The following is a 13815-nucleotide window of genomic DNA, read 5'->3' as shown; positions in this document are numbered from 1 at the left end:
GACACGTGATGAGAAGCGCACCGATATCGAGTGCCGCCGCACCGGACGGCTGTGCGATGCTCGGCGACGTGGAGACCAGATCTGTCAGCCCGGTGTTCGTCGGCCGAGCCGACGAACTGGCCGTACTCACCGACGCACTGACCCGCGCCGCCGGCCGGGAGCCGCAGGCGATGCTCATCGGCGGAGAGGCCGGGGTCGGAAAGACCCGCCTCACCGAGGAGTTCGTCTGCGAGGCCGAGCGCCGCGGCGCCGTCGTCGCCGTCGGAGGCTGTGTCGAGATCGGGGCGGAGGGACTTCCCTTCGCCCCCTTCTCGACGGCCCTGCGCACCCTGCACCGCCTGCTCCCCGAGGAACTGGCCGCCGCCACCGCGGGCCAGGAGGACGAACTCGCCCGGATCCTCCCCGAACTCGGCGACACCCCGCGCGGCCCGCACGACGAGGAGAGCACCGCCCGGCTCTTCGAACTGACGGCCCGGATGCTGGAGCGGCTCGCCGCCGACCGCACCGTCGTCCTCGTCCTGGAGGACCTGCACTGGGCGGACGCCTCCACCCGGCACCTGCTCTCCTACCTCTTCCGCACCCTCGGCAGCGGCCGGCTCGTCGTCGTCGCCACCTACCGCGCGGACGACGTCCACCGCCGCCACCCGCTGCGCCCGCTCCTCGCCGAACTCGACCGGCTCCGCACCGTCCACCGCATCGAACTGGCCCGCTTCAACCGGGCGGAGGTGCGCCGCCAGCTCGCCGGCATCCTCGCCACGCAGCCCGGCGAGGACTTCGTCGACTCCGTCTTCGACCGGTCCGACGGCAACGCCTTCTTCGTCGAGGAACTCGTCGCCTCCCAGGAGAGCGGCTGCCGTACCGGCCTCACCGAATCCCTGCGCGACCTGCTCCTCGTCCGCGTCGAGGTGCTGCCCGAGGAGACCCAGCGCCTGGTGCGGATCGTCGCCGAGGGCGGCTCCACCGTGGAGTACCCGCTGCTGCGCGCCGTCGCCGGACTCACCGAGGACGAGCTGATCGAAGCACTGAGGGCCGCGGTCGGGGCCAACATCCTGCTCGCCACCCCCGACGGCGACGGCTACCGCTTCCGGCACTCGCTGGTCCGCGAGGCCGTCAGCGACGACCTGCTGCCCGGTGAGCGGGCCCGCGTGAACCGCCGCTACGCCGAGGCCATGGAGGCCGACGAGTCGCTGATCCGCTCGGGGGAGCGGGTCATCCGGCTGGCCAGCTACTGGTACCAGGCGAACGACCCCGCCAAGGCGCTGCCCGCCGTACTGGCCGCCTCCGTGGCGGCCCGCCGCCGGCACGCCTACTCCGAACAACTGCGCCTGCTCGAGCGGGCCATGGACCTGTGGGACAGCGCTCCGGAGGAGGTCCGCGAGGCGCTGCGCCCGGCGGACTACACCGAGGTGTACCCGCCGTGCGGCTGCGACGACTCCGCCGCGACCCCGCTCCAGCGGATCGACCTCCTGGCCGAGGCGACCGTCGCGGCACGCTACGGCGGCGAGCGCGAACGCGCCCTGAAGATCACGAAGACGGCGCTGCGCCTGCTGGAGGAGGAGCGCGACTCGCTGCGGGCCGCCTGGTTCTGGACCGAGCGCTCCCGGCTGGTCGCCAGCCTCGGCCGCGGCGACGGCTGGGAGGAGATCGCCAAGGCGCAGGAACTCGTCCGGGGGCTGCCCCCGTCCCAGGTGCACGCCGAGGTCCTGGTCCGGGCCGCGAGCTGGGGCATGCTCCACAAGCCGGGTCCGGACAACCTCGCCGCAGCCGAACGCGCCGTCGAGTACGCGCGCATGCTGGGCGCCGAGGACATCGAGCTCAATGCCCGGATCACGGTGGGCTGCCTGCTCACCGACTCCGGTGACGGCTCCGGCGGCCTCGCCGAACTGCACGCGGTCAGGGAACGGGCCGCGAAGCTCGGACTCACCAAGCTGGCAGGGCGTACGCATGTCAATCTCACCTCTCAGTTGGAAAGCATGGGCCGGTCCCGCGAAGCCGTGGAACTGGCCGAACAAGGGGCCGAACTGGTCCGGAAATCCCGGCTGATGGACAGCGAGGCCTGGGTCTGCGGAAACATGGCCGAGAGCCTCTACAGCCTCGGCCGCTGGGACGAGGCCGCCGAGGCGGCCCGGCGCACCCTGCGCGTCGGCCAGAGCGCGGCCCCGCGCGGCTCCGCCTCCGCACGGCTGGCCTACCTGGCCCTGGGCCGTGGCGAGCTGACCGAGGCGGCCCACCAGCTCGCCGCCGCCCACGCGCACTTCGGCACCCACGACACCCAGCCCCAGCGCCAGATCCCGCTGTACCGACTCGCCATCGGGATCGCGGCGGGGGAGGGCCGGATCGCCGACGTGCGCGCCGAGACCGCCGCCGCCGTCGCCTACGGGTTCCCGCTCGGCCAGCACCGCTACGCCTGGCCGCTGCTGCTCGCCTCCGCCTCCGCCGAGGCGGACGCCCGCGGGCTCCCGGCCGCCGACGCCGGCCGGGACGCCGCCCTGGGCGTGCTGCGCGGCGCCGCGCGCACGCTCGCCACCCCGGTCCCGCTGTGGGCCGCCCACGCCGAGTACCTCCGGGTCGAGCTGCTCCGCGCCGAGGCCCGGGACACCCCCGCGGACTGGACCGCCGTCGAGGCGGCCGTCCGCCCGCTGGAGCGCCCGTACCTGCTGGCCCGGGCCCGCCACCGGCTCGCCGAGGCCCTGCTGGCCGCCGGCGGCGACCGGGAACCGGCGGCCGCCCTGCTCCGCGAGGCCTACGCCACCGCCGAGCAGATCGGTTCACGCCCGCTGCGCGAGGACCTGGCCCTGCTCGCCCAGCGCGCCCGGCTCCCACTGACCGACGCCGACACGTCCACGGCCCCGGCCGCCCCGCAGAGCGACCCCGTCGAGGCGCTCGGCCTGACCAGCCGCGAGCGGGACGTCCTGCGCCTGGTGGCGACGGGCAGCACCAACCGCAAGATCGCCGAGGAGCTCTTCATCTCCCCGAAGACGGCGAGCGTGCACGTCTCCAACATCCTGGCGAAGCTGGGCGTCGCAGGCCGCGGCGAGGCAGCCGCCCTCGCCCACCGGCTACGGCTCTTCGCCCCGCCCGTCCAGGGCGGCCCCGACGCGGTCAGTCCTCGTCCGGAGGCTGCTCGGCAAGGCGTATGAGCACTCTGCCGGACTCCAGGTCTATCGGCCCCCGTCCCGGATCGTTGTCATTGACATCGGTCCGGGACAGCTCCAGCCGCTTCTTCTCGTCGTTCGTGTGCTTGCGTCCCGGGCTGAACAGCTCCTCGATCATGTTGAACAACGCGCCCACCGTCCCTGTGGTCCCCGTGCGGGAACGTGCTGGTCACCGCACCGTCAGTGTCAAGATCCTGTCGTCGCCCGCCTCCGGCGAGCCCCGGCCGTCCGTCTCGCTCGTGACCAGCAGCAACCGGTCACCGCCGAGCGCCACCACGGACCGCAGCCGGCCGTACTGTCCCTCCAGGAAGGCCTCGGGCTCCGCCACCGGCTCCGTCCCGGCCAGCGGTATCCGCCACAGCCGGTTGCCCTTCAGTCCGGCCATCCACACGGAACCCTCCGCCCAGGCGATCCCGCTCGGCGAGGCCTCGTCGGTCTTCCACACGGCCACGGGATCCCGGAAGCCGGGTTTGCCCGCCTTCCCCTCGGCCTCGGGCCAGCCGTAATTCGCCCCGGGTTCGATCAGGTTCAGCTCGTCCCAGGTGTTCTGGCCGAACTCGGCCGCCCACAGCCTCTTGTCCTTGTCCCAGGCGAGGCCCTGCACATTGCGGTGCCCGTAGGAGTAGACGACCGAATCCGCCTCCGGGTTGCCGTGCACCGGATCCCCGTCCGGGGTCATCCGGAGGATCTTGCCGCCCAGCGACTTCTTGTCCTGCGCGAGCCCCTTGTCACCGGTCTCGCCCGTCCCCGCGTAGAGCATCTTGTCCGGGCCGAAGGCGATCCGGCCGCCGTTGTGCACCAGGCCCTTGGGGATGCCCCGGAACACGGTGTCCGGCGCGCCCAGTTGCTGGCCGGCGGATCTGTGCTCGTCGTACCGCAGCCGGGCGATGCGGTTGTCGGACTCGGTCGTGAAGTACACGTACACCAGCCGGTCCGAGGCGAAGGAGGGCGACAGCGCGAGGCCCAGCAGCCCGCCCTCACCGCCCGGGGCCACCCCCGGCACCTCGCCGATCCGCGTCACCGTGCCCGAGCCCACCGCGACCCTGCTGATCGTCCCCTTGTCCCGCGAGGCGACCAGCAGGTCCCCGCCCGGCAGCTCGGCCACGCCCCACGGCGACTCCAGGCCCTTGGCGACCTCGCCGGTCACCGTCACCGCGCCCTTGGCCGGCGGACCCGAGGGCTCCGGCGGGGCGGGCGCGCTCCCCGACGGACCCGCCGGCCCGGAGCCCGCCGCGGCCGTGCCCGGTGGAGAGCTCCCGCGCCCCGCTCCGGGGGTGCCGGCCGGCGAGCATCCCGCCGCCAGCAGTGCGCCGCACCCCGCCAGAGCCACCGCCGCCAGCACGCTCCGGTGCCGCGCGCCCGGCGGCCCGTACCCCACCTGCCCGGCAGAACTTCCGTATCGCATCGCCCTGCTCCCTTCCGGTCCTCCGATCGTGCCCTTCACCCGTCTCAACACCGGCGGCAGTTCCCGAAGTTCCACCACTCGTACACTCGATCGAGTGGTAGTCGCTCAGTCCCAGGCTCCCACCTCGACCGGCAGGGCCGCGATCTCGGCCAGGTCCCCGGCGGAGAGCCGCACCTCCGCCGCCCGCGCGTTCTCCGCCGCCCAGTGCGCCCGGTCGGCCCCCGGCACCGGCACCACCTGCGGTCCCTGCGCCAGCACCCACGCCAGGGCCACCTGCGCCGCCGTGACCTCGGCCCCGTGCCGCCGCGCCACCCGTCGCAGCCCCGACACCAGCACCTGGTTCGACGCCATCGCCTCCGCCGTGAACCGCGGATGCCGGGCCCGCACGTCCTGCGGCTCGAAGCCCTCACCCGGGGTGAGCGTCCCGGTGAGGAACCCGCTGCCCAGCGGCATCGCCGCCAGGAAGCCCACACCCCGCGCCGCACACCACGGCAGCAGCTGCCACGCCGCCTCCGGCGACCACACCGACAGCTCCGCCTGCACCGCGCTCACCGGGAACACCTGCTGCAGCCGCTCCAGGTGCCGCAGCGTCGTCCGGTACTTGCGGTCCCCACTGCGCCCCGCCCCCGGCCCGGCCCCGGCACCCAGCGCGCAGTAACCGAGGGCGCGCACCTTCCCCGCACCCACCAGCTCCGCCATGGCGCCCCAGGTCTCCTCCACGGGCACCTCCGGATCCACCCGGTGCAGCTGGTAGAGGTCTATGACATCGGTCCGCAGTCGCCGCAGCGAGGCGTCGCAGGCCCGCCGCATATAGCCGGGCCGCCCGTCGGCGACCACGTGCTGGTCACCCGCCCGCAGACCCACCTTGGCCGAGACGAACGCCTCGGAGCGCCGTTCCTGCAGCACCCGCCCCAGCAGCAGCTCGTTCGTGAACGGCCCGTACACATCGGCCGTGTCCAGCAGGTTCGACCCCAGGTCCAGCGCCGCGTGCACGGCCGCCAGCGACTCCGGCCCCCGCCGCCGCGAAGGCGCGTACGCCCAGCTCATCGGCATACAGCCGAGGCCGACGGCGCCCACGGTCAGCGCCCCCGCCCCGATCGACCTGCGCTCCACCCCTGGGTCCCCCTCACGCTCCGGCCACCAAAATAACGGCTTGATCAAGACGGCTTGGCATAGCCTCGTGATCATGACTGCTACGCCCCAGGACGTCTGGCTCCCCTTCCCCGCCGAGGAGGTCGCCGGCCTTCCCGACTCCTTCCGGTACCGCCTGTGGGACGGCGAGGACACCTACCCGGCCGATCCCGCCGACTGCGTGTTCTACGTGGCCCCCTACATGAAGCCCGCCGAGGTCACCGTGCGGCCGCTCGCCGCGATGACCGCGGTCCGCGTCGTCCAGACCCTGACCGCCGGCATCGACGACGTGCTGGGCCGCCTCGGCGACCTGCGCCCCGGCGTCCGGCTGTGCAACGCCGCAGGGGTCCACACGGCCAGCACCGCCGAGCTCGCCCTCGCGCTGACCCTCGCCTCCCTGCGCGGCATCCCCGGCATGGTCCGCGGACAGGACCGTGAGGAGTGGCACTCCGGCTTCTACGACGCACTCGCGGACAAGTCCGTTCTGATCATCGGCTACGGATCGATCGGCTCGGCCATCGAGGACCGGCTCGTACCGTTCGAATGCGGCCCGGTCGCGCGCGTGGCCCGGACGGCGCGGACCACCGGGCGCGGGCCCGTGCACGCCCTCGCCGACCTGCCCGGCCTCCTGCCGCAGGCCGACGTGGTGATCCTCGTGACGCCGCTGACGGACGCCACCCGGGGCCTGGCGGGCGCCGAATTCCTGAGCCGCATGAAGGACGGCGCCCTGCTGGTGAACGTGTCCCGCGGCCCCGTCGTCGACACCAAGTCCCTGCTCGCGGAGGTCGAATCGGGCCGGCTGCGCGCGGCGCTCGACGTCACCGACCCGGAACCGCTGCCCGCCGGCCACCCGCTCTGGCATGCTCCGAATGTCCTGATCACGCCTCATGTCGGCGGCAGCAGCACGGCGTTCGAGCCACGGGCCAAGCGCCTGCTGGCCCGCCAGCTCGGCCGGTTCGCCGCCGGAGACCCCTTGGAGCACACGGTACTGATCACCGAATGACCCACGTCGTCGCACACGCTCCGCATTCACCCGGACGCGCACCGTGGGCACGACTCCCCGATCGGTAACTGAGAGTAGAGGGACTATGTCCCTGAGTGACGAAAGTGGTGTATCGTCCGGAACAAGGGGCTGCGCCACGAACGTCTGGCGCTGGGGAGTGATCGGACACTTTGGGGGGCGACGGGCGATGCACGGCCAATGGACGAAGGATCCGACGCGGCACAGCCGCCGGAGGCGGCGCTGCCGAGACTGGGCTGCACCGGAACCAGCCAGCGAGGGGGACCGGTGAGTGCCCCGGGGGCGGCGCTCCTGAACCGGCCAGCCGCCCCGGGCGGAGGCAGGGGTCTGGCGATGCAGCTGCTCCTCGCGGTGGTCAGCGGCGGGTACGCCGTCGGCGCCGCCCTCAACTGGGGCTCGGAGGAAGTCGCCGAGATCATGGGCGACTTCGGACTGAGCGCGGCCGGCTTACTCGCCGCCGTCTCCTGCTACACCTACGCGCGCGCCATCGACAGCCGTGAACGCCCCGCCTGGCTGCTCTTCGCCTTCTCCTCCCTCATGGGCGCCGGTGGCAACGCGGTCTGGGGCTGGTACGAGGTGGTCCTCGGCCAGGAGGTGCCCAAGCCCTCGCTCGCCGACTTCGCCTTCCTCTGCTTCGCCCCGCCCGCCATCGTGGGCCTGCTCGTCCTCGCCAAACGCCCGGTCACCCGCGCCGGCTGGGTCTGCCTCGGGCTCGACTCCTGGCTCATCGGCGGCTCCCTGCTCACCCTGTCCTGGAGCCTGGCCCTGGCCCATGCGGCGCGGACCGCCCAGTCCGGCGCCCCCGGCAGCGTCCCGCGCGCCGCGCTCTCCCTCGCCTATCCGCTCCTGGACATCGCGCTCGTCTCGATGGTCCTGGTCCTGCACTTCCGGCGGAGCGAGAGCAACCGCTCCGCCGTCAACACCGCCATCGCGGCGCTGGCCCTGACCGTGCTCAGCGACGCACTGTTCACCTCGCCCCTGCTGAGCGCCGAGTACCAGTCCGGACAGCTGCTCGACGCCGGCTGGTTCGCCGGCTCGCTCCTGCTCGCGTACGCCCCCTGGGGCGCCCGGCGCATCCACCCGGGCCCGGAGCCGGCCGGGCACCCGCGCGGGGAGCGGCCGCACAGCCGTCCGATCACCGGCTCGCTGCCCGCCCTCACCCCGTACCTCGCGGCCGCCGTGTGCACCCTCGGCATCCTCTACAACGTCGTGGACGGCCGGAAGGTCGACAGGATGGTCGTCTTCACCGGCTGCACGGTCGTGCTCGCCCTCGTCATCCGGCAGGGCATCATGCTCCTCGACAACATCGCGCTCACCCAGGAACTGGCCCAGAAGGAGAACCACTTCCGCTCCCTGGTCCAGGGCTCCAGCGACGTCATCATGATCGCCGCGCCCACCGGGACCCTGCGCTACGTCAGCCCCGCCGCCGCCGGGGTCTACGGCCGCGAGGCCGAGGAGCTGGTCGGCACCGAGCTCGCCACGCTCATCCACCCGGACGACCTCGGCCGGGTGGTCCACGAGGTACGCCGCTTCCTCGCCGCACCACCGACCGAGGAGCCCACCACCCGCATCGAGTGCCGCTTCAAGTCGGGCGGCGGCGAATGGCTCAACGTGGAGTCCACCGTCAACCGCCACCAGGGCGGGCTCATCCTCAACAGCCGGGACGTCACCGAGCGGGTCCGCCTCCAGGCCCAGCTCCAGCACAGCGCCGAGCACGATCCGCTGACCGACCTGCCCAACCGCGCCCTCTTCACCCGGCGGGTGCGCCAGGCCCTGACCGGCCGGCGCGCGGGCGACCACAGCACCGCCGTGCTCTTCATCGACCTCGACGGCTTCAAAGCGGTCAACGACACCATCGGCCACCAGGCCGGCGACGAGCTGCTCATCGAGGCCGCGCGCAGGCTCCAGGACTCCGTCCGCGCCGGGGACACCGCGGCCCGGCTCGGCGGCGACGAGTTCGCCGCGCTGATCCTGGGCGACGGCAACCGCGACCGCAGCGCACGCGAGTACCAGGTGCGCGAGATCGCCGACCGGCTGCGCACCACCCTCTCCCAGTCGTACCGGATCGGCGGCAGCGAGGTACGGGTGGCCGCCAGCATCGGCGTGGCCTTCGCCGACCCCGGCATCACCCCTTCGGACCTGATGCGCAACGCGGATCTCGCGATGTACCGGGCCAAGGCGGGCGGCAAGGACCGCGTCGAGATGTACGCCCCCCAGATGCAGGCCGAGGTCGTGCGGAAGGCCGAGCTCGCCGGCCGGCTGCGGACCGCGCTGCACGAGGGGGAGTTCGCGCTGCTGCACCAGCCCGTGGTCTCGCTGGCCACCGGCGAGGTCGCGGCCGTCGCCGCGCAGGCCCGCTGGCGCTCCGCCCAGGGGATCCTCTTCACCCCGGCCGAGTTCCTCCGCGTCGCCGAGTACAGCGAGGGCGGTGCGGGCGGATCCGGCGGCTCCGGCACGGCGGGCCCCGACGCCTCGCGCACCGCCGAGCTGGGCCGCTGGCTGCTGGAGGAGGCCGTCGAGCAGGCCGCGGACCGGCACCGGGCCGGGCACGACGTGCCGGTGGCCGTGCGGATGACCGCCCAGCGGCTCCTGGACCGCGCCATGCCGCTCGGCTCCGTGGAGGCCCTCCTGACCCGGCACGGCCTGCCCTCCGGAGCCCTGGTGCTGGAGCTCGCCGTATCCGACCCCAGAGTGCCCTTCGACGACCTCGAGCGCCGCCTGACGGCTCTGCACCGCCTCGGGGTGGGTATCTCCCTGGACGGCTTCGGCAGCGGCTACGCGGCCATCAGCGCCCTGCGCCGGCTCCCCGTGGACATGCTCAAGCTGGACCGGGGCCTGGTGGAGGGGGTGGTCGAGTCGGCCCGCCTGCACAAGATCACCGCCGGTCTCTTGCGGATCGCAAACGACCTGGGCATGCGCTCGGTGGCCGACGGGGTCGACCTCCCCGAGCAGGTGATGGCCCTGCGCGCGATGGGGTGCACGCACGGTCAGGGAATGGCCTTTTCCGGCCCCCTCGACGAGTACAGGCTGCGGCGTGCGCTGGTGCGCGGTACGTTCCCAGTACCGGGCGGAGCGGCCCAGCCGGCTCTGGCCGGCGGCTCCCCCGGCGGCTCGATGGCCATCCGCAGAGGCTCACATAATGAGACGCCCGTCCCACCTACTTGACATCACCCTCCCGCCAGAGGGAGGGTCAGTGCCATGCGCACCCGAATTCTCGTACTTGGAAAGCGCGTCGGCTGAAGCTGGGACCTGCATGTCCCCGCTCAACACCCCCGACGCGCTCCCCTCGCTTGCCTCCTGGCACGAGGGGTTTTTTGTTGCACTGGCACAGAGTCGAATCCGCGTAAAACCCTCAGCTTCGAGAAGAGAATGCCGATGACCGAGCAGGCCACCGGGGCCCACCATCCGCAGCCGCGGCCCCGTTCCGGCGGACAGCAGTCCGCCGCAGTTGAGCACGTCACGGGTGCGCAGTCCCTCATCCGCTCTCTCGAAGAGGTGGGGTGCGACACCGTCTTCGGGATTCCGGGCGGCGCCATCCTCCCCGCGTACGACCCGATGATGGACTCCAAGAAGGTCCGTCACATCCTGGTCCGCCACGAGCAGGGGGCGGGTCACGCCGCCACCGGCTACGCGCAGGCCACCGGCAAGGTCGGCGTCTGCATGGCCACCTCCGGCCCCGGCGCCACCAACCTGGTCACCCCGATCGCCGACGCGCACATGGACTCGGTCCCGCTGGTCGCCATCACCGGCCAGGTCTCGTCCAAGGCGATCGGCACCGACGCCTTCCAGGAAGCGGACATCGTCGGCATCACGATGCCGATCACCAAGCACAACTTCCTGGTCACCAAGGCCGAGGACATCCCGCGGACGATCGCCGAGGCCTTCCACATCGCCTCCACCGGCCGCCCCGGCCCGGTCCTGGTCGACATCGCCAAGGACGCCCTGCAGGCGAAGACCACCTTCTCGTGGCCGCCCGCCCAGGACCTCCCCGGCTACCGGCCGGTCACCAAGCCGCACGCCAAGCAGATCCGCGAGGCCGCCAAGCTCATCTGCCAGGCCAAGCGCCCGGTGCTGTACGTCGGCGGCGGCGTCATGAAGTCCGGCGCGACCGCCGAGCTGAAGGTCCTCGCCGAGCTGACCGGGGTCCCGGTCTGTACCACCCTGATGGCGCTGGGCTCCTTCCCCGACAGCCACCCGCTGCACGTCGGCATGCCGGGCATGCACGGCAGCGTCACCGGCGTCACCGCGCTGCAGAAGTCGGACCTGCTGATCGCCCTCGGCACCCGCTTCGACGACCGCGTCACCGGCAAGCTGGACAGCTTCGCCCCCTTCGCCAAGATCATCCACGCGGACATCGACCCGGCCGAGATCGGCAAGAACCGCGCGGTCGACGTCCCGATCGTCGGTGACGCCCGCGAGGTCATCGCCGACCTGATCCAGGCCGTCCAGGCCGAGCACACCGAGGGCAACGCCGGGGACTACACCGCCTGGTGGAACGACCTCAGCCGCTGGCGCGAGACGTACCCGCTCGGCTACGACCTGCCCACCGACGGCAGCCTCTCGCCCCAGCAGGTCATCGAGCGGATCGGCGCGCTCGCGCCGAAGAGCACGATCTTCGCGGCCGGCGTCGGCCAGCACCAGATGTGGGCCTCGCACTTCGTCAAGTACGAGGAGCCCCGCACCTGGCTGAACTCCGGCGGCGCCGGAACGATGGGCTACGCGGTCCCGGCCGCGATGGGCGCCAAGGTCGGCATGCCCGAGCGCACGGTCTGGGCGATCGACGGCGACGGCTGCTTCCAGATGACCAATCAGGAGCTGGTCACCTGCGCCCTGAACAACATCCCGATCAAGGTCGCGATCATCAACAACGGTGCGCTGGGCATGGTCCGCCAGTGGCAGACCCTGTTCTACAACCAGCGGTACTCCAACACCGTCCTGCACGCCGACGAGACCGGCCACGACACCGTCGGCTCCCAGCTCGGCGAGTCCATCGCGCCCCGCAAGGGCACGCGCGTCCCGGACTTCGTCAAGCTCTCGGAGGCCATGGGCTGCGTGGCGCTGCGCTGCGAGGACCCGGCCGACCTGGACAAGGTCATCGCCGAGGCCAACGCGATCAACGACCGTACCGTCGTGATCGACTTCATCGTCCACGAGGACGCCATGGTGTGGCCGATGGTCGCCGCCGGCACCTCCAACGACGAGGTCATGGCAGCCCGGGGCGTCCGTCCCGACTTCGGCGACAACGAAGACGACTGAGCCGAGAGAGCCGAGAGAGAGAACGCCCCACATGTCCAAGCACACGCTCTCCGTCCTGGTCGAGAACACGCCCGGCATCCTCGCCCGGATCGCCGCCCTGTTCTCCCGCCGCGGGTTCAACATCGACTCCCTCGCGGTGGGCGTCACCGAGCACCCCGACATCTCCCGCATCACCATCGTCGTGAACGTCGAGGACCTCCCGCTGGAGCAGGTGACCAAGCAGCTGAACAAGCTGGTCAACGTGCTCAAGATCGTCGAGCTGGAGTCCCACAACGCGATCGAGCGTGAACTCGTCCTGGTGAAGGTCCGCGCCGACAACGAGACCCGTTCGCAGATCGTCGAGATCGTCCAGCTGTTCCGCGCCAAGACGGTCGACGTCTCCCCGGAGGCCGTCACCATCGAGGCCACCGGCGGTTCCGACAAGCTCGGCGCGATGCTCAAGATGCTGGAACCCTTCGGCATCAAGGAACTCGTGCAGTCCGGCACGATCGCCATAGGGCGTGGCGGACGGTCCATCACGGACCGCAGTCTGCGCGCGCTCGACCGCAGCGCCTGACCCGCCCGGCGCAGCGGCCACCCAAGCCGCTCCAGACACGCTCAGCTCGCATAGCGAGACCGAGAAACTCAGATTCCGTTCCCCGCCGTACGGTGGGAGCAACACCAGCGCACCAAGGAGATATCCCAGTGGCCGAGCTGTTCTACGAGAACGACGCCGACCTGTCCATCATCCAGGGCCGCAAGGTCGCGGTCATCGGTTACGGCAGCCAGGGCCACGCCCACGCGCTGTCGCTCCGTGACTCCGGCGTCGACGTCGTCGTCGGCCTGAAGGAGGGCTCGAAGTCCAAGGCCAAGGCCGAGGAGCAGGGCCTGAAGGTCGTCCCCGTGGCCGAGGCCGCCGAGTGGGCGAACGTCATCATGATCCTGACCCCGGACCCGCTGCAGGCCGAGATCTACGAGGAGTCCATCAAGGACCACCTCAAGGAGGGCGACGCGCTCTTCTTCGGCCACGGCTTCAACGTCCGGTACGGCTTCATCAAGCCCCCCACCAACGTCGACGTCGCCCTGGTCGCCCCGAAGGGCCCCGGCCACCTGGTCCGCCGTCAGTACGAGGAGGGTCGCGGCGTTCCCTGCATCGCCGCCGTCGAGCAGGACGCCACCGGCAAGGCCTTCGACCTGGCGCTCTCGTACGCGGCCGGCATCGGCGGCACCCGCGCCGGCGTCATCAAGACCACCTTCACCGAGGAGACCGAGACCGACCTGTTCGGTGAGCAGGCCGTCCTCTGCGGTGGCGCCTCCGCCCTGGTCAAGGCCGGTTTCGAGACCCTGACCGAGGCCGGCTACCAGCCGGAGATCGCGTACTTCGAGTGCCTGCACGAGCTGAAGCTCATCGTCGACCTCATGTACGAGGGCGGCCTGGAGAAGATGCGCTGGTCGGTCTCCGAGACCGCCGAGTGGGGCGACTACATCACGGGCCCGCGCATCATCACGGACGCCACCAAGGCCGAGATGAAGCAGGTCCTCGCGGAGATCCAGAGCGGCGAGTTCGCCAACACCTGGATGGCCGAGTACAAGGCCGGTCTGCCGAAGTACAACGAGTACAAGAAGGCCGACGAGGCGCACCTGCTGGAGACCACCGGCAAGAAGCTGCGCAAGCTGATGAGCTGGGTCGACAGCGACGAGAGCTGATCGTGGACGGCGGGGCCGGGACGGTGTGTCCCGGCCCCGCCGCGCGTCGCTTGTCCAACACGGCCAACCCCGGAAGGGTGATCCTTCCGTACAGGCGGAAATCCGGTCCGTCAGCGCCACTACACTGCTCAACACATACGCGTCAGGCCCACAGTGTCGTG

The 13815-nt window shown here is 71.8% G+C and carries 9 protein-coding genes; 6 read left to right on the top strand and 3 right to left on the bottom strand.

The features are described from left to right. Positions 1–8 precede the first annotated feature (8 nt). On the top strand, positions 9–3140 hold the full coding sequence (locus AB0D29_RS15100) for an AAA family ATPase (RefSeq protein ID WP_362854451.1): 3132 nt from the start codon (positions 9–11) through the stop codon (positions 3138–3140). Here AB0D29_RS15100 and AB0D29_RS15095 read toward each other — a convergent pair. The 3 genes from AB0D29_RS15095 to AB0D29_RS15085 all read right to left on the bottom strand — a co-directional run bounded on the left by AB0D29_RS15095 (position 3103) and on the right by AB0D29_RS15085 (position 5673). After that, positions 3103–3282 carry a DUF6191 domain-containing protein gene (locus AB0D29_RS15095; protein ID WP_362854696.1) on the bottom strand — a complete coding sequence of 60 codons (180 nt, stop codon included), beginning with the start codon at positions 3280–3282 and terminating at the stop codon, positions 3103–3105. The genes AB0D29_RS15100 and AB0D29_RS15095 overlap by 38 nt on opposite strands. A 42-nt stretch (positions 3283–3324) precedes the next feature. Then, positions 3325–4560: a PQQ-dependent sugar dehydrogenase gene (locus tag AB0D29_RS15090; RefSeq protein ID WP_362854449.1), complete on the bottom strand. Its 1236-nt coding sequence runs from the start codon at positions 4558–4560 to the stop codon at positions 3325–3327. A 105-nt stretch (positions 4561–4665) separates the two neighbouring features. Continuing rightward, entirely contained in the window at positions 4666–5673 is a 1008-nt protein-coding gene (locus AB0D29_RS15085; RefSeq protein WP_362854448.1) for an aldo/keto reductase, read from the bottom strand. A 73-nt stretch (positions 5674–5746) separates the two neighbouring features. Between AB0D29_RS15085 and AB0D29_RS15080 the strand changes: the two genes are divergently transcribed. The 5 genes from AB0D29_RS15080 to ilvC all read left to right on the top strand — a co-directional run bounded on the left by AB0D29_RS15080 (position 5747) and on the right by ilvC (position 13654). Continuing rightward, a complete protein-coding gene (locus AB0D29_RS15080) occupies positions 5747–6694 on the top strand; it encodes a 2-hydroxyacid dehydrogenase (protein ID WP_362854446.1) in 948 nt (315 codons plus the stop codon). Between the two features lie 351 nt (positions 6695–7045). Beyond that, entirely contained in the window at positions 7046–9877 is a 2832-nt protein-coding gene (locus tag AB0D29_RS15075; RefSeq protein WP_362854444.1) for an EAL domain-containing protein, read from the top strand. A gap of 204 nt (positions 9878–10081) precedes the next feature. Beyond that, entirely contained in the window at positions 10082–11968 is a 1887-nt protein-coding gene (locus tag AB0D29_RS15070; RefSeq protein WP_362854442.1) for an acetolactate synthase large subunit, read from the top strand. A gap of 31 nt (positions 11969–11999) precedes the next feature. Continuing rightward, the gene (gene ilvN, locus AB0D29_RS15065; RefSeq protein ID WP_030010002.1) at positions 12000–12524 is read left to right on the top strand and encodes an acetolactate synthase small subunit; all 525 of its coding nucleotides are present in this window, start codon (positions 12000–12002) and stop codon (positions 12522–12524) included. 128 nt (positions 12525–12652) lie between these two features. Further along, positions 12653–13654 (top strand): ketol-acid reductoisomerase, encoded by a 1002-nt coding sequence (gene ilvC, locus AB0D29_RS15060; protein WP_030708395.1) that lies wholly within the window; start codon positions 12653–12655, stop codon positions 13652–13654. The last annotated feature ends 161 nt before the right edge of the window (positions 13655–13815 follow it).

It is taken from the genome of Streptomyces sp. NPDC048424 (genome assembly GCF_040651555.1).
Taxonomy (GTDB): Bacteria; Actinomycetota; Actinomycetes; order Streptomycetales; family Streptomycetaceae; genus Streptomyces.
Note: the sequence above shows the minus strand (reverse complement) of the source record. Positions and strands in the feature narration are given on the sequence as shown.